The organism is Klebsiella sp. A52 (assembly GCF_018388785.1).
Classification (GTDB): Bacteria; Pseudomonadota; Gammaproteobacteria; order Enterobacterales; family Enterobacteriaceae; genus Klebsiella; species Klebsiella aerogenes.
The window spans coordinates 4,992,733-5,011,860 of record NZ_CP074437.1 but is presented as its reverse complement, the minus strand read 5'-3'; the positions used below and the strand labels follow the sequence as shown (position 1 = coordinate 5,011,860).

Here is a 19,128-nt window from a genome sequence, read left to right as displayed (position 1 = left end):
TATTCGATAGTGATTATTTATTTGATACCTTAAGCCACAAACCCGGTGATGGGCTACCTGAAAAATCATCAATTGTGCTGGCAATCACATTTCGCAGATTGGGAATATGACACGAAGGTGGGGAAGTGAGTGGTTTAATTTGTTGAATTATAATGAGTTATTTTGCAATCCCTGTTGCTGAAAAAACAGCCTCAGGGATTGACGAGGCATAAAACTGCGGAGGATTAGTCGCTAACCAGCAGTCTGGCGGTGGGGTAATCGGTGATTAAAACATCGATATAGCCGCCGGTAAGCGCGCCTTTTATTGCCGCGACTTTGTCGGTGCCGCCGGCCAGCGCGACCACGTTCGGACATTTTTTGACTTTCTCCAGCGCCATGCCGATCACCGGATCTTCATCTTCGCGTAACACCGGCTGGCCGTATTTGTCATAGTAGTGCAGGCAGATATCGCCAACCGCGCCCCGCGCCGCCAGCACCTGCAGCATATCTTCGTGATAATAGTTGCCCGACGTTTTCAACAACTGGGAAGGTTCGAGAATGCCAATGCCGACAATGGCGATATCGACCTCGTCAAAGCGTGAAACCACATCGGCGACATCTTTGCTGGCCAGCAGGCGGTTGCGCTCTTCCATGGAACCTTCGATGCTCTGCGACGGCAGCAGCCAGGCATCGCAGTTAAGACGCTGGGCCAGCGTCTGGGTGAGGATCGTCGCCTGCACGTTGCCGTTGGGCCCGACGCCGCCAAGCAGTTGGATGACGCCGCTGGCCTTCAGGTTTTGCGCGTGAACCTCATCAACCATCGCGCGGATGGTCGAGCTCCAGGAAGAGACGCCAATCAGATCTTTTGGCCGCAGGCGGGTTTCCAGGTAGTGCGCGGCGGCTGAGCCAATCGCCCGCTTGATGGTATGGTCGCTGGCCTCTTCTTCGGTATCGACCACCACCGCCTGTTTAAGCCCGTAGCGATCCTCAAGCCCCTTTTCGAGATTGAGGAAGATATTTGATGGCTGTACGACGCTGATTTTGACAACGCCCTCTTTTTGGCAGCGGGTAATCGCGCGAGAGACAAATGACTGAGACAGCGAGAGAAGTTGGGCGATATCAGACTGCTTTCGTCCTTCCAGATAGTAAAGCGTGGCAATCTTCACCAATAGCCGTTGTTCATCCTGCTTAGCCATATTAATCCTCGAAAATCATTTATCGCCTTTCTTCAGGCGTTTAGCTGCAGCCATTATCGTAGTGACTTTTATCATACGCGAAAAAAAATCACACTTAAGTGTGATGATGGTCAAATTTTTACCACTCATCAAAATCGGCTATGGACAAAAACAAAACAGCCAGGCCATAATCGAATAAAGAATCATCATTGAATATATATTCAGGATGGCTTTGAGTCAACGATTTTATCCGGGCTTCGCCTGGAGCGGGAGGCAGAATGTTCCTGAGTATGGCGCTGGGGCGGAAGGCTAACCACCGGCATGGGGATATCTGGTTTTTTTAGTCCCTGACGGAATAAATATTCCATATTGAAAATAAATTCAGAGGTATTAAATGAATCCCTACAGATTTGATGTCCAGACGCTTGAGCGCAAAGCGCGCGCCGTGCGCCGCCACATTGTCCGCTTAAACGCCAATAGTCCGGCGGGCGGTCACACCGGGGCCGACCTGTCGCAGGTCGAGCTGTTAACCGCGCTCTATTTCCGCGTACTCAATGCGGCGCCCGAGCGTCTTGACGACCCGCAGCGCGATATCTATATCCAGTCGAAAGGCCATGCGGTGGGCTGCTACTACTGCGTACTGGCGGAAGCCGGTTTCTTCCCGATCGAATGGCTGGAGACCTACCAGCACGCGAACTCGCACCTTCCCGGACATCCGGTGCGGCAGAAAACGCCGGGCATTGAGCTTAACACCGGCGCGCTGGGACACGGTTTGCCTGTAGCGGTGGGGCTGGCGCTGGCCGCAAAGAAAAGCAACAGCCCCCGCCGCATCTTTTTAATCACCGGCGACGGCGAACTGGCGGAAGGCAGTAACTGGGAGGCGGCGCTGGCGGCGGCCCATTATGGCCTCGATAACCTGGTCATTATTAATGATAAGAACAATCTTCAGCTGGCCGGGCCAACCCGCGAAATTATGAATACCGATCCGCTGGCCGATAAATGGCGCGCCTTCGGCATGGAGGTCAGCGAATGCGAGGGCAACGATATGGCCTCGGTGGTCGCGACTCTCGAAGGGCTACAGCAGAACGGTAAACCTAACGTCATTATTGCCAACACCACGAAGGGCGCGGGCATCTCCTTTATCCAGGGGCGCCCGGAGTGGCACCACCGGGTGCCGAAAGGCGAGGAAATCGCACTGGCGCTGGAGGAACTGAAAGATGAGTAATGCAGAACACCTGGCGAACGTGATGGTCGAGGCGTTTATCGCCGCGGTGGAAAAGGGCGTCGATCTGGTGCCGGTGGTCGCGGACTCCACCTCAACGGCCAAGATCGCTCCCTTTATTAAGCAGTTCCCCGGACGGCTGGTTAACGTCGGTATCGCCGAGCAGAGCATGGTCGGCACCGCCGCGGGTCTGGCGCTCGGCGGTAAAGTGGCGGTGACCTGTAACGCCGCGCCGTTCCTTGTCTCTCGCGCCAACGAGCAGATTAAAGTTGATGTCTGCTACAACAACACCAACGTCAAGCTCTTTGGCCTCAACGCCGGCGCCAGCTATGGCCCATTGGCCAGTACCCACCATGCCATTGACGATCTGGCGGTAATGCGCGGTTTCGGCAATATCCAGATTTTCGCCCCCTCCACGCCGCGCGAATGTCGGCAGATTATCGACTATGCCCTGGCGTATCAGGGGCCGGTTTATATTCGTCTGGATGGCAAGGCGCTGCCGGAGTTGCATGACGAAGCGTACCGTTTTGTGCCCGGCGCGGTGCTGACCCTGCGCGAAGGCGAAGCGGTGGCGCTGGTGGCGACCGGCTCGACGGTGCACGAAGCGGTGGAGGCGGCGCAGCAGCTTGCCGACCTAGGCATTGAGGCGAAAGTGGTTAGCGTGCCGTCGATTCGACCCTGCGATACCGCGGCGCTGCTGGCGGCGCTGCGGTCATGTCGTTCAGTCATTACCGTCGAAGAGCATAACGTCAACGGCGGGTTGGGGAGCCTGGTCGCCGAAGTGCTGGCGGAAGCGGGGGTGGGGATAGCTTTACAGCGCCTGGGGATCCCGGATGGCGAATACGCGGCGGCCGCCGATCGCGGCTGGCTGCGTCAACATCATGGTTTTGACGCGGCGTCGATTGTCGCGCGAGTACAGAAGTCAGTACGGGGTTGAAGCACAACGCCCTCCATGGGGAGGGCGTCAGACTGCTGATAAACGTGCTTAAAAGTGAATGAGGGTTCTTTTTCTCCCTCTCCCTCCCAGGGAGAGGGCCGGGGTGAGGGGGATAGCGAGCTGACTAATCAGCAGATTTCCCCCTCTTCCTAACCCTCACCCAAAGGGGCGAGGGGAGCGTCCGTGCTCTTTGAGGGTTGTCATCAGAAGTGGGTGTTGACGCTCATATACCAGGTACGGCCGGATTCGTTATAGGTCTCCGCGCCAGCGCCGTACATACTCCCTTTGTCGCCGCCGGTGGTCTGGGCGTTACCCGCGCGCCAGTGGCGCTTGTCGAAGACGTTATCCACGCCGCCGGTCAGGCTGACGTTTTTGGTCACGTCCCAGGTCGCGCTCAGGCCGAGAATGCTATACGGGCTGACCTCGTTCTTCTCGCTGCCGGTAACCGGCTGGCCTTTGTAGTTGTACTTCTTCGGTTCCTGCTTGCCGTACCAGGTGAAGGTCGATTGCACGGAAACGTCCTGATAAACCTGCCAGCTCAGCGTCGAGTTGAGCGTGTATTCCGGAATAATCGACAGGCGATCGCCGGTCTCTTTGTTCTTACTCTGTAGCATGTAGGTGATGTTGTTGGTCCAGTTCACCGTCTCGCTGACCGGTACGTTCAACGTGCCTTCCAGCCCTTCAACTACCGCTTTCGGCACGTTTTCCCACTGGTACAGGTCGGTACCTTTATTGTTTTGATAGACCGGGGCGTAGCCCGCTTCAATCTTGTTGCGGTAGTCGTTACGGAACCAGGTGACGCCCGCCAGCCAGCCGTCGCGTTTGAACTCGAGGCCAATCTCTTTGTTGATGCTGGTCTCGGCTTTTAAGTCGTCATTCCCTTGCAGATAGCAGCCTTCTTTACTGGCGTAGCAGCCCTGACCTTTACTGTAGAGAATATAGTTGGGGTTGGTCTGATACAGGCTCGGCGCTTTATAGGCGCGGGCGATACCCATTTTCAGGGTAAAGTCGTCGCCCAGACCCTGCGACAGGTTCAACGACGGGCTCCAGTTATTACCGACAATACTGTGGTGATCGAAACGCAGCGCCGGCGTCAGCATGGTGGTATCGGTCACTTCCATGTTGTTCTCGGCGAACAGGGAGAAGATTTCCGCTTTAGAATACGGGCTGCGGCCGGTGCTGTCATAGCCCGGAATTTCGCCGCCGGAGAGTTCCTGGGTATTGGAGGCGTTATCCTTCATGCGCTGCTGGTTCCATTCACTACCCAGCGTCAGGTTCTGGTTAACCCACAGGTCGAACGGAATATTAACTTCGCTGTGCAGCATCACGTCCGACAGGTCGATATCGGTAAACTGGTTGCTGCTGAAGATCCCCTCGGTACCGCCCGCCAGACCTTCGCCTTTACGCGAGTTGCGGGTGTGTTCGTACTGCGCCCAGTTGCTGGTGGTCACACCGTTATCCCAGCCGCCGTTCCAGGTCACGGAGTAAGTATTGCGATAGAGACGGTTGGTCTCTTTACCGTAGTTCTCTTTCACCAGATCGTTGCTGTTGGTGTTTTGCGTATCACCGGCATACAGGTTGCCCTGGCGGCTATAGCCAGCTTCAAACTCCAGCGACTGCATCGGCGCGAAATCCCAGCGCACCACGCCGTTGATGTTTTTGTTTTCTACCCCTTCACGCCCGGCGGGCAGGGTATCGGCGTAAATGCCGGTACGTTCAGACTGATGGCCCTGGTTGATATCCCAGGCATCAGCCTGGGTTTTATCGAGGTTACCGTACATGCGGAAGCTGAAATCGCCGCCCAGCGGGCCGCTGAGGCTAAAGTCGGTACGCTTGGTCGCGCCTTCGTCTTTATGCTCCGGCATGTTCATGTAGGCGTTCCACGAACCATGCCACTGGTTGTCGAATTTTTTCGTAATGATGTTGACCACGCCGCCCGCCGCGCCGTTGCCGTAGCGCGCCGCCGCCGGGCCGCGGATAACGTCAATACGTTCGATCATTTCCGGCGGTACCCAACTGGTATCGCCGCGGGTGTCGCGCTCGCCGCGCCAGCCGAGACGAACAGAGTTACGGCTGGTCACGGGCTTACCGTCAATCAGGATTAAGGTGTTTTCCGGGCCCATACCGCGAATATCAATCTGGCGATTGTTGCCGCGCTGGCCGCTGGTGGAGTTGCCGGTCAGGTTGACGCCCGGCATGGTACGGATGATTTCAGAGACGTCGCGCGCCGGCGGACGTTTGCGAATTTCATCGGCGGTAATGGTAGAAACGCCCGGCGCCTGCAGGTTTTGCACCTCGGCGGTGACTACCATCGTTTCTTCACCGGCGGCTTGTTTACTGTCGGTGGTTTCTTCCGCCGCGCACAGCGGGAATGCCACCCCGTAGATACCCAGATTGACCATTAAGGCCAGGGACTTAATCCTGTTATTCATTGTAAGTCAGTTCCGCTTTTCTTTGCCGCTTTCCCCAGAAGCCCCTTCCCACCGGGAGAGGAGGCGGCATAAATGTAGCCAGTAGAAGGTGAACGCTTTCCGTAGCCGACCGAGCCAAACGCTCAGAAAAGACCCTCTCTGACCTTGATTTAATGTAATGAGAAGACGCGCTACCCATAGGCGCGTTAATACGCTATTGCAAATGCAAATAGTTATCAATAATATTATCAATAAATATTACCTTTGTTGATAAAAATCACGGTAAACATAGGGTTACTGACGGAATGCAAATAACGGGAAGTGACGACTGGTGGCGGGGGATCGCCGGCCCGCAGACTGAGGCGCTGGGCGACGCATATCGGGTGACCTTCTGGTGGCGCGATCCGGCCGGCAGCGAAACCACGTCGCCGATTCGGCGGGTGTGGATTTACATTACCGGCGTCACCGATCATCACCACAACGCGGCGCCGCAAACCCTGCAGCGCATCCCCGGTACCGATGCCTGGCGCTGGCAAACCACGCTCCCCGCCAGCTGGCGCGGCAGCTACTGTTTTATTCCCTCCGAACGCGACGACGATTTTTCCCCGCAGCTTTTTAACGGTGAAGCGCCGGACCGCGCGCTGCTGCGCGAAGGCTGGCGCAAACTGCTGCCACGGGCGATTGCCGATCCCCGCAATCCGCAAAGCTGGAAGGGGGGACGCGGCCACGCGGTCTCGGCGCTGGAACTGCCGCAGGCGCCGGAACAGCCGGGTTGGCATTATCGCGAGCCGGTTTCGCCTGCGCCGCGCTGTATTGAATGGCGCAGCCAGCGATTAGGTAACCAGCGACGAGTGTGGATTTACACCACCGGCAGTGGGACGGATCGCCCGCTGGCGGTCCTGCTTGATGGCCAGTTCTGGGCCGAAAGCATGCCGATTTTTGCGCCGTTGGCGGGACTGACGCGGGAAGGCCGCCTACCGCCGGCGGTCTATGTGCTGATCGACGTTATCGACAATCAACACCGCAGCGTCGAGCTGCCCTGCAACCGTGATTTCTGGCTGGCGGTACAGGAAGAACTGCTGCCGCAGGTGCACGCCGTGGCGCCATTCAGCGATCGCGCCGACCGGACGGTGGTGGCGGGGCAGAGCTTTGGCGGTCTGGCGGCGATGTATGCCGCGCTCCACTGGCCGCAGCGTTTTGGCTGCGTCCTGAGCCAGTCGGGGTCGTACTGGTGGCCACAGCGCGGCAGTAGCCAGCCGGGGGTGATACTTGAACAACTGCAGCGCGGCGAACTTCGGCCGCAGGGGCTGCGTATCTGGCTGGAAGCCGGCGTGCGCGAACCGATTATTTTTCGCGCCAACCAGGCGCTTTTCGCGCAGCTGCGGCAGACCACGCCGTCCATTTTCTGGCGCCAGGTTGACGGCGGGCATGACGCGCTATGCTGGCGCGGCGGGCTGACGTCCGGGCTTATCCAGCTGTGGCAGTCTTTGCGCCGCGGGCAACAACACGCGCTTAACGAGGAGTGAGAGATGCAATTCAGCAACCCCTTCGATAATCCCCAAGGGCAGTTTTACATTCTGCGCAACGCACAGGGGCAATTTAGCCTGTGGCCGCATCACTGCGCGCTGCCGACAGGCTGGACGGTGGAGTGTCCGCCGCAGTCATTAGAGGCCTGTAACGCCTGGCTTGCCGCCAACTGGTCAACCCTTATTCCAGCGCACTACGCCTCCTGAGGAGCTTTCGATGAGTACACGTTTACCGCTGGTTGCGGCGCAGCCAGGGATTTGGATGGCTGAACGCCTCTCTACGCTACCCGGCGCCTGGAGCGTTGCCCACTATGTTGAACTGCGCGGCAATCTCGATCCGGCGCTGCTGAGTAAGGCGATCGTCGCCGGGCTTAAGCAGGCCGATACCCTGAGCATGCGCTTTTGCGAAGATAACGGCGAAGCGTGGCAGTGGGTTGATGACGCGCGCGAGTTTGCCGAGCCGCAAAACGTCGACCTGCGCCAGCAGGCCGATCCGCACATGGCCGCGCTGGCCCTGATGCAAAGCGATCTCGGGCAGAATCTGCGTGTCGATAGCGGTAATCCGCTGGTCTGCCATCAGCTCATGCGCGTTGGCGACGATTGCTGGTACTGGTATCAGCGCTATCACCATTTGCTGGTTGATGGCTTTAGCTTCCCGGCCATTACCCGCCAGATCGCCGCGATTTATCGCGCCTGGCAACGCGGGGAAGAGACGCCGGATTCACCGTTTACCCCGTTCGCCGAGGTGGTGGAAGAGTATCAGCGCTACTACGGCAGCGAGGCGTGGCAGCGCGATAAAGCCTTCTGGCAGGCGCAGCGTCAGGCGTTGCCGTCTCCGGTTTCGCTATCTGACGCGCCGCTGGCCGGGCGGGCGACCAGCAGTGATATCTGGCGCCTGAAACTGGAGGCCGATCCGGCTGTCTTCAGCCAGCTCGCCGCCAGCGCGCCGCAGTGCCAGCGTGCCGATCTGGCGCTGGCGCTGACGGCGTTATGGCTGGGACGGTTGTGCGGCCGCATGGATTACGCGGCGGGCTTTATCTTTATGCGCCGCATGGGATCGGCGGCGCTGACCGCTACCGGCCCGGTACTCAACGTACTGCCGCTGGCGGTGAATATCGACGCGCAGGAGACGCTGGCGCAGCTGGCGACGCGACTCTCCGGGCAGCTGAAAAAAATGCGCCGCCATCAGCGCTACGATGCTGAGCAAATTGTCCGCGATAGCGGCAAAGCGGCGGGCGACGAACCGCTGTTCGGTCCGGTGCTGAACATCAAAGTCTTTGATTACCAGTTGGATATCGACGGCGTGCAGGCGCAGACGCATACCCTCGCCACCGGCCCGGTGAATGACCTCGAGCTGGCACTGTTCCCGGACGAACGCGGCGGCCTGTCGCTGGAGATCCTCGCCAACAAAGCACGCTACGATGAGGCGACGCTGAACCGCCACGTATCGCGTCTGACATCGTTACTGGCGCAGTTTGCCGCCAATCCGGCGCTGCGCTGCGGCGAAGCGGAGATGCTGTCGGCGGAAGAAGGCGCGCAGCTGGCATTGATCAACAATACCGCGATGCCGCTGCCGACCACCACCCTCAGCGCGCTGGTGGCGGAACAGGCGCGGAAAACGCCGGATGCCCCGGCGCTGGCGGATGCCAACTGGCGCTTTAGCTACCGCGAAATGCGCCAGCAGGTGGTGGCGCTGGCCAACCTGCTGCGGCAACGCGGCGTGAAGCCGGGAGATAGCGTGGCGGTTGCCTTACCGCGTTCGGTCTTCCTGACGCTGGCGCTGCACGGTATCGTCGAAGCCGGCGCCGCCTGGCTGCCGCTGGATACCGGCTACCCGGATGACCGTCTGCGGATGATGCTGGAGGATGCGCAGCCATCGCTGCTGATTACCTCTGACGATCAACTGGCCCGTTTTAGCGATATTCCTGGGCTGAGCAGCTTGTGTTATCAGCAGCCGCTGGCCGCTGAAGATGATACGCCGCTGGCGCTGTCAAAACCGGAACATACCGCCTATATCATCTTCACCTCCGGCTCCACCGGGCGGCCGAAAGGGGTGATGGTCGGCCAGACCGCCATCGTGAACCGCCTGCTGTGGATGCAAAATCACTATCCGTTAACCGCCGAAGATGTGGTTGCGCAGAAGACGCCGTGCAGCTTTGATGTCTCGGTATGGGAGTTCTGGTGGCCGTTTATGACCGGCGCGCAGTTGGTGATGGCGGCGCCGGAGGCGCATCGCGATCCGCAGGCGATGCAGCGGTTCTTCGCGCAGTACGGCGTGACCACCACCCACTTTGTTCCGTCGATGCTGGCGGCGTTTGTCGCCTCGCTGGATAGCGATAATGTGTCGTCCTGCCGGACGCTAAAACGCGTTTTCTGCAGCGGCGAAGCGCTGCCGACGGAACTGTGTCGCGAATGGGAACGCTTAACCGGCGCGCCGCTGCATAACCTGTACGGACCGACGGAAGCGGCGGTGGATGTCAGCTGGTATCCCGCCTGTGGGCCAGAGCTGGCGGCGGTCACCGGCAACAGCGTGCCCATCGGTTGGCCGGTATGGAACACTGGATTACGTATTCTTGATGCCGCCATGCGCCCGGTGCCGCCGGGCGTGGCGGGTGATTTGTACTTAACGGGCATTCAGCTGGCACAGGGCTATCTGGGGCGCCCGGATCTCACCGCCAGCCGCTTTATTGCCGACCCGTTTGCCCCCGGCGAGCGCATGTACCGCACCGGCGATGTGGCGCGCTGGCTGGATAACGGGGCGGTAGAGTATCTTGGCCGCAGCGACGATCAGTTGAAAATTCGCGGCCAGCGCATTGAGCTTGGCGAGATCGACCGGGTGATGGCGGCGCTGCCGGACGTCGCGCAGGCGGTGTGCCACGCCTGCGTCTTCAATCAGGCCGCGGCCACCGGTGGCGATGCCCGTCAGCTCGTCGGTTATCTGGTGAGCGAGTCCGGCCAGCCGTTGGACGTGGCGGCGCTGAAGGCGCGTCTTAGTGAACAGCTGCCGCCGCACATGGTGCCGGTGGTGCTGATCCAACTGGAATCCTTCCCGCTCAGCGCCAACGGTAAGCTGGACCGTAAAGCGCTACCGCTCCCCTCCTTAAGCAGCGAGCGCAGCGGTCGCCCGCCGCAATCGGCTACCGAAATGACCGTTGCCGCGGCGTTCAGCCAACTGCTGGGCTGCGAGGTAAATGATATCGACGCCGATTTCTTCGCCCTCGGCGGCCATTCGCTGCTGGCGATGCGGCTGGCGGCGCAGCTTAGCCGCGAGCTGGCGCGGCAGGTGACGCCGGGGCAGGTGATGGTCGCTTCGACGGTCGGCAAGCTGAGCGCGCTGCTGGCTTCCGACCTGAGCGACGAGCAGGCGCAGCGTCTGGGCTTTGATGCGCTGTTGCCGCTGCGCGAGAGCGATGGTCCGACGCTGTTCTGCTTCCATCCGGCTTCCGGTTTTTCCTGGCAGTTCAGCGTGCTGGCGCGTTATCTTAGCCCGCGCTGGTCGATTACCGGAATTCAGTCGCCGCGTCCGACGGGGCCAATGGCCTCCGCCGCCAACCTCGACGAGGTCTGCGAGCATCATCTGCGCACGCTTTTAGCGCAGCAGCCGCATGGGCCTTACTATCTGTTTGGCTATTCGCTCGGTGGAACGCTGGCGCAGGGGATTGCCGCCCGTTTACGCCAGCGCGGCGAAGAGGTGGCGTTCCTTGGCCTGCTCGATACCTGGCCGCCGGAGACGCAAAACTGGGCGGAGAAAGAGGCGAACGGCCTGGATCCCGAAGTGCTGGCGGAAATCGCCCGCGAGCGCGAAGCGTTTCTCGCCGCACAGCAGGGGCAGGCTTCCGGCGAGCTGTTCAGCGCGATTGAAGGTAACTACGCCGATGCGGTGCGCCTGTTGACGACCGCGCACAGCGCGAAGTTTGACGGTAAGGCAACGCTATTTGTGGCGGAGAAAACGCGCCAGAAAGGGATGGATCCGCAGGTCGCATGGGGGCCGTGGGTTGGCGAGCTGGAGGTGTTCAGCCAGAACTGCGCCCACGTCGAGATTATCTCGCCGCAGGCCTTTGAAGCGATAGGCCCGGTAGTGCGGGAAATTCTGGGGTAACGGTAGAGCCGGGCTACCCGTTTTTGGTAGCCCGGCTCAGCGCAGCGCAAGCCGGGGATGCGATGGTAAAGAAAAGATTATCGGCGTCCCAGCGGCACCACCAGCGGCGTATGCGCCACCGGATCCTCGATGATCGTGCAGCGCAGGCCGTAGATACGCTCAATCAGATCCGCCGTGACGATCTCTTTCGGCGCGCCTTCGGCGACGATCTTACCGTCGCGCAGGGCGATCAGATGGGTGGCGTAACGACAGGCCTGATTGAGATCGTGCAGTACCGCCGCCAGCGTATATCCCTTCTCGCGATTCAGCTCGCTTAACAGCTCCAGCAGGTCGATCTGATGGCTGATATCAAGCCAGGTCGTCGGCTCATCAAGCAGCATAATCGCCGTCTCCTGCGCCAGTACCATTGCAATCCACGCCCGCTGGCGCTGGCCGCCGGAGAGGGTATCCACGCTCTGCAGCGCGAGGTCGACAATACCCGTCGCCCGCATCGCGTTATTTACCGCTGCTTCGTCCTCTTTACGCCAACGGGTAAACATCGGCTGGTGCGGATAGCGCCCGCGCGCCACCAGCTCCTGTACGGTGATATCGCCGGGCGTGGTGGCATTCTGCGCCAGCAGACCGATCCGCTTCGCCACCTCTTTGCTGGCGTAGCGTTGGATCTGTTCGCCGTCGAGATAAACGTGTCCGCTGGACGGAGTCATCAGGCGGCTGAGGGTGCGCAGCAGGGTCGATTTACCGCAGCCGTTGGGGCCGATAATCGCCGTAAAATGGCCGTCAGGAATTGTGACGTTCAGCGATTCGGCGATGGTCTTTTTACCGTAGGCCAGGGTCAACTGGTCGCCGCGCAAACGGGAGGTGACAGCGGTCATTTTTTGCGGGACTCCTGAATTAATAACGCGATGAGGTAGATACCGCCAAGGCTGACGGTGACCACCCCGACCGGTAACTGATAAGGCATGAACAGGCGCTGAGCGCAGTAATCGGCCAGCGCCAGCAGCAGCGCGCCGCACAGCGCCGACTGGGTTAACCCCCAGCGCGCGGTGCCGCTTATCCGCCGGGCGATATGCGGCGCGACCAGCGCGACGAAAGAAATAGGCCCGGCCAGCGTGGTGGCGGAAGCGGTCAGCAACACCGCCACCAGCATCAGCAGCAGGCGCGAACGTTCGACTCGAACCCCCAGCGCGCAGGCGGTATCGTCGCCCATCTCCAGCAGCCGCATCCGCCGCGCCAGTAGGGCGCTGCACGCCAACATCAACAGGATAAGCGGCGCCGAAGGCCAGGTTTTGCCCCACGTCAGGCCGTTGAGCGAACCGGCATTCCACAATCCGGCGGAAAGGGCGGTCTCAAGCGACGCGCGCAGCAGCAGCCAGGTATTGAATGCCACCAGCATGGCGCGCACGCCGATGCCGATAATGATCAGGCGGAAGGTTTCTATGCCGTTGCGCCACGCCAGTAGCCACACCACCAGCGAGGTCAGCACGCCGCCGAGCATTGCCGCCAGCGCGATGGCGGTTAGGTTCTGGCCGAACATCACCATCGCTACCAGCACGCCGCTCCAGGCGCCGGTGTTGAAACCCATTACGTCCGGGCTACCCAGCGGATTACGCATCAATGACTGAAAAATGGCGCCGCTGACGCCAAGCCCGGCGCCGATAAGCAGCGCCATCAGCACGCGCGGCAGTCGCCATTCGGTGACCACCATGCTGACGTTGCGCGGCGCGTCGCCGAGTAGCGCGGAAATCACCTGTTCAGTGCTGAGCGGCACCAGACCATTACCCAGACCGAGCAGGGACACCAGCAAGCTGGCGGAAATTAGCAGCAGGCAGCAGAAAATCAGGCGGCGGGAGGGAGCTATCACAGCGCACCTCCTCGCGGCTGACGGCGAACCAGCCAGATCAGCACCGGCGCGCCGATAAAGGCGCTGACCACCGAAACGCGCAGTTCACCAGGCACCAACAGGCGGCCAATCACGTCGGCAAACAGCAACAGGGCAGGGGTGGCGAGCAGCGTAACCGGCAATGACCAGCGGTGATCCGCCCCCACCAGCCAGCGCGCCATATGCGGCATCATCAGGCCGATAAAGGCGATAGGGCCGACCAGCGCCGTCGCGCTGCCGCACAGGACGGTGATCGCCAGCAGGCCGATCAATTGGGTACGCGCGACCCGGCTACCGAGCGCGGTGGCGGTGTCGGCGCCGAGGCTCAGGCTGTTCAGCGCCCGGCTAAGAAACAGGGTTACCACGGCGGCAATCAGCACCGGCAGCAGGACGATTTTCAGCGTTTGCAGGGTGCGAATATCCAGCGAGCCGGCCTGCCAGAAGCGCAGCTGGTCATACACGTCCGGGTTGAGCAGGGCGATGCCGTTAGATAAACCTTCCAGTACCGCCGCCAGCGCCACGCCCGCGAGGGTCAGGCGCACCGGGCTAAGCTGGCCGCCGCCCTGGCTGCCGGTAAACGCGACCAGTAGCGACGCGGCGAAGGCGCCGCAGAAGGCCATCAGCAACTGCTCCTGCGGCGATGTTATGCCGAACAGCGCCGCGCCGAGCACGATGGCGAAGCTGGCGCCGGAGTTGACGCCGAGCAGGCCCGGGTCGGCCAACGGGTTACGGGTGAGGGTTTGCATTAGCGCGCCGGCGAGACCAAGCGCGCAGCCGGCCAGCAATCCGGCCAGCGTACGCGGCAGGCGGGCATCCAGTACGATGGTACAGTCGGCGCTCTGACAACTGCCGGAAAAGGCATCGACAATCACCGAAGGCGGCAACGGTTTGGCGCCGATAAGCAGGCTGAGCGCAATCGCAAGAGCCAAAAGTAACAAGAGACCCGGCACGGCGACGGCGCGCACCGTGGTCGTAGAAAACGACATAGTTCAAATCCCTGACATGATAATGATAGTAATTATCGTTATCGATTTTATTCAGGTATGTTACCATGAGAAACCATAAAAATGGTATGAAAAATAACGACAAGGCCCTTGCATGAATCGACCTTCCCGGCTGCTTGATGTCAGCCTCCTGCGCACCCATCCGGCGTTCCGCGCCGTCTTTATCGCTCGCTTTATCTCGATCCTGTCGCTTGGCCTGCTCGGCGTGGCGATCCCGGTTCAAATCCAGACAATGACCCACTCGACCTGGCAGGTCGGACTGTCGGTAATGCTGACCGGGTGTTCGATGTTCGTTGGGCTGATGGTTGGCGGCGTGCTGGCCGACCGTTATGAGCGCAAACACCTGATCCTGCTGGCGCGTGGCACCTGTGGCGTGGGCTTCGTCGGCCTGTGCCTGAACGCCATGCTGCCGGAACCGTCGCTGGCGGCCATTTACCTGCTGGGGATTTGGGATGGCTTCTTCGCCTCCTTAGGGGTGACCGCGCTGCTGGCGGCGACGCCGGCGTTGGTGGGCCGCGAAAACCTGATGCAAGCCGGGGCGATCACCATGTTGACCGTGCGTCTCGGTTCGGTGATATCGCCGATGATCGGCGGGTTGCTGCTGGCGACCGGCGGCGTGGCCTGGAACTACGGCCTGGCGGCGGCGGGGACGTTTATTACCACCCTGACGCTGCTGCGTCTGCCGCTGCTGCCTCCGCCGCCGCAGCCGCGCGAGCATCCGCTGAAATCTCTGCTGGCGGGGCTTAAATTTCTCTTTAATAGCCCGCTTATTGGCGGTATTGCGCTGCTCGGCGGCCTGTTGACGATGGCCAGCGCGGTGCGGGTGCTTTATCCGGCGCTGGCGGAGGGCTGGCAGATGTCAAATTCGCAGATTGGCCTGTTGTACGCCGCCATTCCGCTTGGCGCGGCGCTGGGAGCGTTAACCAGCGGACAACTGGCGCATACCGCCAGGCCGGGGGCGTTGATGTTGACGACAACGGTGGGGTCGTTTGTGGCGATTGCGCTATTCAGCGTGATGCCGTTCTGGGCGCTGGGCGCGCTCTGTCTGGCTCTGTTTGGTTGGCTGAGCGCGATAAGTTCGCTGCTACAGTACACGCTAATTCAGACGCAAACGCCGGAAAATATGCTGGGGCGCATTAATGGCCTGTGGACCGCGCAGAACGTGACCGGCGATGCTATTGGCGCGGCGCTGCTGGGGGGATTAGGGGCGGTAATGACCCCGGTGGCTTCGGCCAGCGCCAGCGGCTGGGCGCTGGTGATTGTGGGAATATTACTGGTTGGCTTATTGCGGGAGCTACGTCGTTTTCAGCGTCCAGAGATGGTCAGCGAAAGTTAAATGCAACAATAGCAAAAAGGCCCCGGATTGCTCCGGGGCCTGGCTTCACTTATAACACTTAGTACGCGCCGAGATCTTTCCAGACGTCGAACTGGCCGCAGTTCAGGTCCGGCTGGTTGCCCTGAGACCACCATTTCACCTGGTAGTTATGGCCTTTCCAGCTCACGGTTTCAAAGGTACCCCAGTTGCCGCCATAAACAGTATTGGCATTCCACTGCGGGTAAGGCGCGGCGGCATCGTCAGAAGGAACAACGTCATCATCCTTTGCCGGCACGTCATCGGCATCTTTTTCGTCGTCAGCCGGTTCATCAGCCGGCTCATCGGCTGGCTTGTCATCGCTCTGGCCATTCTGGGAAGCCACGACCACGGAGAGGATAAAGCGCTGCTGGGTTGACGGTTCGCCCCAGGTATCGCGAACGAACAGCGTGAAAGTAAATTCAGTGTCCGCGGTGACTTCCGGTACGTCGAACTCAATGACCGCGGCGGTTTTATCAGCGACATCAATCGCTGCCGGCACGCCCCAGCTGTAGCTCAGCTCGTCGCTATCTTCATCAGATGATTTTTCACCGGACAGGCGAACGCGGGAGCCGCCTACGACCATCATTTCAATCGCCGCTTCCGGCGCATGGTTTACCGTCGGTTCGGTTGGCTCATCTTCTGACTTATCGTCATCCTGTTCATCAGCAGGCACAACGTTAATACCTTCGAAATAGAACGGATCCATATCGATAACTTCAGAAGCGATTTCATACCCCAGACCTTCACGGGCGGCGTTGACCAGCACGCCGTTATCATGGTCAATAGTCCAGGTAAACAGACCGCCCAGCCCCAGGCTGGCAGCGTATTCGCCTTTGGCTTTGACGGTGCGCGGGGTATCCAGCGACATGAAGAGTTTGGATTCCGGGTTGTAGAGGAAGTCAGCATCAGCTACCTGGTCGGTGTAGACGTTGAAGCCGTTACGGCCTTTCTGGTTTTCCAGGTCCAGGTAGTTATAAATGACGTCGTACCATTCGTTGGTGCCGGATTCAAATGTACCGACAGTGGTACCGTTACCCGGGTTATAGGTGCCTTTCAGCGGCGACAGCGATTCCAGCTCGGCATTGCGGCCGTTACGGGTATAGCCGGCGTAACCGATGTTGATGCGCTCAGCCGGGAAACCTTCCGCCAGCAGGTGTTCAACAATGGTGTTAATCGCCCAGTCGCCTTGCTCAATGGCTTTCAGGTTGGTGTGGTGGGTGATGCTTTCCGCCCACGGGGTGCCGAAGAAGTCATAGGTCATGACGTTGATGCCGTACAGACCGGCATTCATCAGCGCTTTGACGTTGGAATAACCAAACGTTTTTACTACCGCGGAGCTGGCAATGGAGATTTTGACATCGCTCAGGCCGGCGGAATCGAGCTGTTTACGCAGTTCGCCAATCAGCAGGGCGTAATTATCACCATCTTCCGGGCCGTATGGGTTACCGGCGCCTTCGGCGTTCGGGTATTCCCAGTCGATATCCACTTCGCTGAACATCGGGAATTGTTTGAATAGTTTCACCACGCCTTTGGCGAAGGTTTTACGCGAGGAATCCGACGCCGCGGTTTCATGGAAACCGTTGCTCATGGTCCAGCCGCCGATGCTCATCGACAGCACCAGGTTGTGGCCCTGCTGTTTGGCTTTCGCCTGCAGGTCACGCAGACCGCCGAGCAGGCCTTTGGTGTTTGTCTGGGTTACGGTTTTCGGATCAACATCCCAGCCGCTGACGCTGTGGCCAACGTTAACGTAAGACTGGAAATCGCCCCACGGATCAAGGAAGGTCGGTTCATATTTGACTTTGCCGCACTGCTCTGCCCCTTCGGCCACCACATCGCGATACAGACCATCCACTTTATGGAAGCCGGTTACGCCGACGAAGCCAACGATGATTTTATCGTAAGCGGTAGGGGAGACGTTGGTCAGGTCGTAGCCGCGGCCGCGGTTATCTTTCGCATCGCTGCCCTGCAGGCGGCCATCGTACTGAGACCAGTCGGTGTAATAACCGAATACTTTAGGTTTGTTGGTTGCGCTTTTGTATTTGTTATACACCGGTTTGGCGACGCGGTCCGAAGTATAGCTGTAGTTGCTGACTTCCGTTGCCGGGTTAAAACCATCTGCAGCGTTACTGGTTTCGGTCAGGGTATCGCCCTTGATCAATTTGCTTGTCGTCACGGTAATTTCCTTATGAGTTGAATGTCCACCTCAAGTGGTGTGGGGCAGATATTCGAGGAACGCGGCGGCGATGGCTAATCACAAAACAACACCTCAAACGATGATGATTCGCGTGAGGCGCCGATGAGGTATCAAGTGGGGAAGGTAATAAAAAATTCTTTTATAACAAAAGGATGATGTAGTTGATGATGTGAAATGAGATCCCGGCCCCAGGGCCGGGAAGAGAATCAGGCAAAGAGCGCCGATAAACGTTGTAGCACCAGCATGGCGCTGTAATAGTCAAGACGGAAGGTTTCCGTTCCCAGCGGATAAACGCGCTTTGCGGCAACGGCTGGCAAATGCGCCAGTAGCGGATTGGCGTAAATTGCCCCGGCGTCTTTCTCGTCGCCGGCGAACAGGAACAGGCTTTCGCCGTTAATTCCGGCGGCCAGGTTTTCGCCACCCAACTGCACGATGTCGTGACGCTTACCCTGGCTCTGGCTGGCGTGCAGGCCACCCGGCAGCGTCGCCAGCTTAAAGCCTAACTGTTCCAGCATCTGACCCTGCGCTGATTCCGGCGTCCAGATATTGGCGCTATGCGCCGCGGCGGTATAAACCAGCGCGGTGACCGGCTGCGGCGGCAACTTCAGTTTCTCTTTTAACGAAACGAGCTGTTTATTGAACTCGGCAATGCGCGCGTCCGCCTGCTTTTCATGACCGGTAATATGTCCCAATTGGGTTAGAAGCGTCTGCCAGCTTTTATCGTCGTAGTTGATGATAAGGGTCGGCGCGATAGTCGAAAGCTGGTCGTACAGCGCCAGCGCGGAATCGCCGCCGGTGGCGCTAATCAGGATCAGATCCGGCATCTGCGCCGCCACCGCTTCGGCGCTGGGTTCGCCAATATACAGTCGCGCTAGTTTGCGCTTTTTAGCGATATCGCCCCACTGGCGCAGAAAGCCCTGTGCATCGGCCACGCGGTTATTCGGCGTGGTCGCGCCGCTGGCGACCACCGGCGCATCAATAGCCAGCAACGAACCGGTGAGGGTGACGCTGGTCGAGACTATGCGCAGCGGCTGGCTTTCCAGCGTATGGGTACCGCGACTGTCGGTGATCTGACGCGGCCAGTCCGCCGCCAGCGCTGAGGTAATTCCTAAAAGGCACAGCCCGCTGGCGAGTAAAGTACGACGGCAAAAAGTAGCAAAATTCACGAATTCGCATCCTGAGTCAGTTGTAGTAAATACGTCTCATTTTCAACTTTGTGTAACTCGGATGCAAGTTTAAGTCGCATAACCTGCTGTTTGTGCGGTTGACAAGGAGAGCAATACCTTTTAGGTTAGCCAACAAAAATATAAATGATAATTATTCTTAATATCTTTATCGTTTTTGGAGG

General features: G+C 59.4%; 13 protein-coding genes. 6 read left to right on the top strand and 7 right to left on the bottom strand.

Going from position 1 to position 19,128, the window contains the following annotated elements; genetic code table 11:
- Window positions 1-224: 224 nt before the first annotated feature.
- Window positions 225-1,175 (bottom strand): sugar-binding transcriptional regulator, encoded by a 951-nt coding sequence (locus KGA69_RS23760; protein ID WP_015367784.1) that lies wholly within the window; start codon window positions 1,173-1,175, stop codon window positions 225-227.
- A 373-nt stretch (window positions 1,176-1,548) separates the two neighbouring features.
- Between KGA69_RS23760 and KGA69_RS23755 the strand changes: the two genes are divergently transcribed.
- Both KGA69_RS23755 and KGA69_RS23750 read left to right on the top strand, forming a co-directional pair.
- Window positions 1,549-2,379 (top strand): transketolase, encoded by an 831-nt coding sequence (locus tag KGA69_RS23755; protein WP_213292703.1) that lies wholly within the window; start codon window positions 1,549-1,551, stop codon window positions 2,377-2,379.
- Window positions 2,372-3,313 (top strand): transketolase family protein, encoded by a 942-nt coding sequence (locus KGA69_RS23750; protein ID WP_045392848.1) that lies wholly within the window; start codon window positions 2,372-2,374, stop codon window positions 3,311-3,313. Before KGA69_RS23755 ends, KGA69_RS23750 begins: the two co-directional genes overlap by 8 nt.
- Before the next feature lie 203 nt (window positions 3,314-3,516).
- On the opposite strand, the gene fepA is transcribed toward KGA69_RS23750, so the two are convergent.
- On the bottom strand, window positions 3,517-5,745 hold the full coding sequence (fepA, locus tag KGA69_RS23745; RefSeq protein ID WP_213292702.1) for a siderophore enterobactin receptor FepA: 2,229 nt from the start codon (window positions 5,743-5,745) through the stop codon (window positions 3,517-3,519).
- A gap of 284 nt (window positions 5,746-6,029) precedes the next feature.
- Between fepA and fes the strand changes: the two genes are divergently transcribed.
- From fes to entF, 3 genes are read left to right on the top strand one after another with little or no spacing between them, the layout of a single operon-like run.
- Window positions 6,030-7,250: an enterochelin esterase gene (fes, locus tag KGA69_RS23740; RefSeq protein WP_049061779.1), complete on the top strand. Its 1,221-nt coding sequence runs from the start codon at window positions 6,030-6,032 to the stop codon at window positions 7,248-7,250.
- A gap of 3 nt (window positions 7,251-7,253) precedes the next feature.
- Window positions 7,254-7,457 (top strand): MbtH family protein, encoded by a 204-nt coding sequence (locus tag KGA69_RS23735; RefSeq protein ID WP_045392859.1) that lies wholly within the window; start codon window positions 7,254-7,256, stop codon window positions 7,455-7,457.
- Between the two features lie 10 nt (window positions 7,458-7,467).
- Window positions 7,468-11,349 carry an enterobactin non-ribosomal peptide synthetase EntF gene (gene entF, locus KGA69_RS23730; protein WP_213292701.1) on the top strand — a complete coding sequence of 1,294 codons (3,882 nt, stop codon included), beginning with the start codon at window positions 7,468-7,470 and terminating at the stop codon, window positions 11,347-11,349.
- A 77-nt stretch (window positions 11,350-11,426) separates the two neighbouring features.
- On the opposite strand, the gene fepC is transcribed toward entF, so the two are convergent.
- Genes fepC through fepD form a run of 3 tightly spaced genes read right to left on the bottom strand, consistent with a single transcriptional unit; the run spans window position 11,427 to window position 14,214 of the window.
- Complete coding sequence (fepC, locus tag KGA69_RS23725; RefSeq protein WP_045381376.1) at window positions 11,427-12,221, bottom strand: iron-enterobactin ABC transporter ATP-binding protein; 795 nt, start codon at window positions 12,219-12,221, stop codon at window positions 11,427-11,429.
- Window positions 12,218-13,210, bottom strand: coding sequence for an iron-enterobactin ABC transporter permease (gene fepG, locus KGA69_RS23720; protein ID WP_049060106.1), 993 nt, complete (start codon window positions 13,208-13,210; stop codon window positions 12,218-12,220). The genes fepC and fepG overlap by 4 nt, the downstream gene beginning before the upstream one ends.
- Complete coding sequence (fepD, locus tag KGA69_RS23715; RefSeq protein WP_049060105.1) at window positions 13,207-14,214, bottom strand: Fe(3+)-siderophore ABC transporter permease; 1,008 nt, start codon at window positions 14,212-14,214, stop codon at window positions 13,207-13,209. Before fepD ends, fepG begins: the two co-directional genes overlap by 4 nt.
- 112 nt (window positions 14,215-14,326) lie before the next feature.
- Here fepD and entS point away from each other — a divergent pair, with 112 nt between their 5' ends.
- Complete coding sequence (entS, locus tag KGA69_RS23710; RefSeq protein ID WP_045392871.1) at window positions 14,327-15,568, top strand: enterobactin transporter EntS; 1,242 nt, start codon at window positions 14,327-14,329, stop codon at window positions 15,566-15,568.
- Between the two features lie 58 nt (window positions 15,569-15,626).
- On the opposite strand, the gene KGA69_RS23705 is transcribed toward entS, so the two are convergent.
- A complete protein-coding gene (locus tag KGA69_RS23705) occupies window positions 15,627-17,759 on the bottom strand; it encodes a glycoside hydrolase family 18 protein (protein WP_213292700.1) in 2,133 nt (710 codons plus the stop codon).
- Window positions 17,760-17,986: 227 nt separating this feature from the next.
- Window positions 17,987-18,946, bottom strand: coding sequence for a Fe2+-enterobactin ABC transporter substrate-binding protein (gene fepB / locus KGA69_RS23700; protein WP_047049361.1), 960 nt, complete (start codon window positions 18,944-18,946; stop codon window positions 17,987-17,989).
- Between the last annotated feature and the right edge of the window lie 182 nt (window positions 18,947-19,128).

Bases quoted from the DNA above. Each gene is read 5' to 3' on its own strand.
- KGA69_RS23760 (WP_015367784.1), bottom strand. From the start codon at position 1,175: ATGGCTAAGCAGGATGAACAACGGCTATTGGTGAAGATTGCCACGCTT.
- KGA69_RS23755 (WP_213292703.1), top strand. From the start codon at position 1,549: ATGAATCCCTACAGATTTGATGTCCAGACGCTTGAGCGCAAAGCGCGC.
- KGA69_RS23750 (WP_045392848.1), top strand. From the start codon at position 2,372: ATGAGTAATGCAGAACACCTGGCGAACGTGATGGTCGAGGCGTTTATC.
- fepA (WP_213292702.1), bottom strand. From the start codon at position 5,745: ATGAATAACAGGATTAAGTCCCTGGCCTTAATGGTCAATCTGGGTATC.
- fes (WP_049061779.1), top strand. From the start codon at position 6,030: ATGCAAATAACGGGAAGTGACGACTGGTGGCGGGGGATCGCCGGCCCG.
- KGA69_RS23735 (WP_045392859.1), top strand. From the start codon at position 7,254: ATGCAATTCAGCAACCCCTTCGATAATCCCCAAGGGCAGTTTTACATT.
- entF (WP_213292701.1), top strand. From the start codon at position 7,468: ATGAGTACACGTTTACCGCTGGTTGCGGCGCAGCCAGGGATTTGGATG.
- fepC (WP_045381376.1), bottom strand. From the start codon at position 12,221: ATGACCGCTGTCACCTCCCGTTTGCGCGGCGACCAGTTGACCCTGGCC.
- fepD (WP_049060105.1), bottom strand. From the start codon at position 14,214: ATGTCGTTTTCTACGACCACGGTGCGCGCCGTCGCCGTGCCGGGTCTC.
- entS (WP_045392871.1), top strand. From the start codon at position 14,327: ATGAATCGACCTTCCCGGCTGCTTGATGTCAGCCTCCTGCGCACCCAT.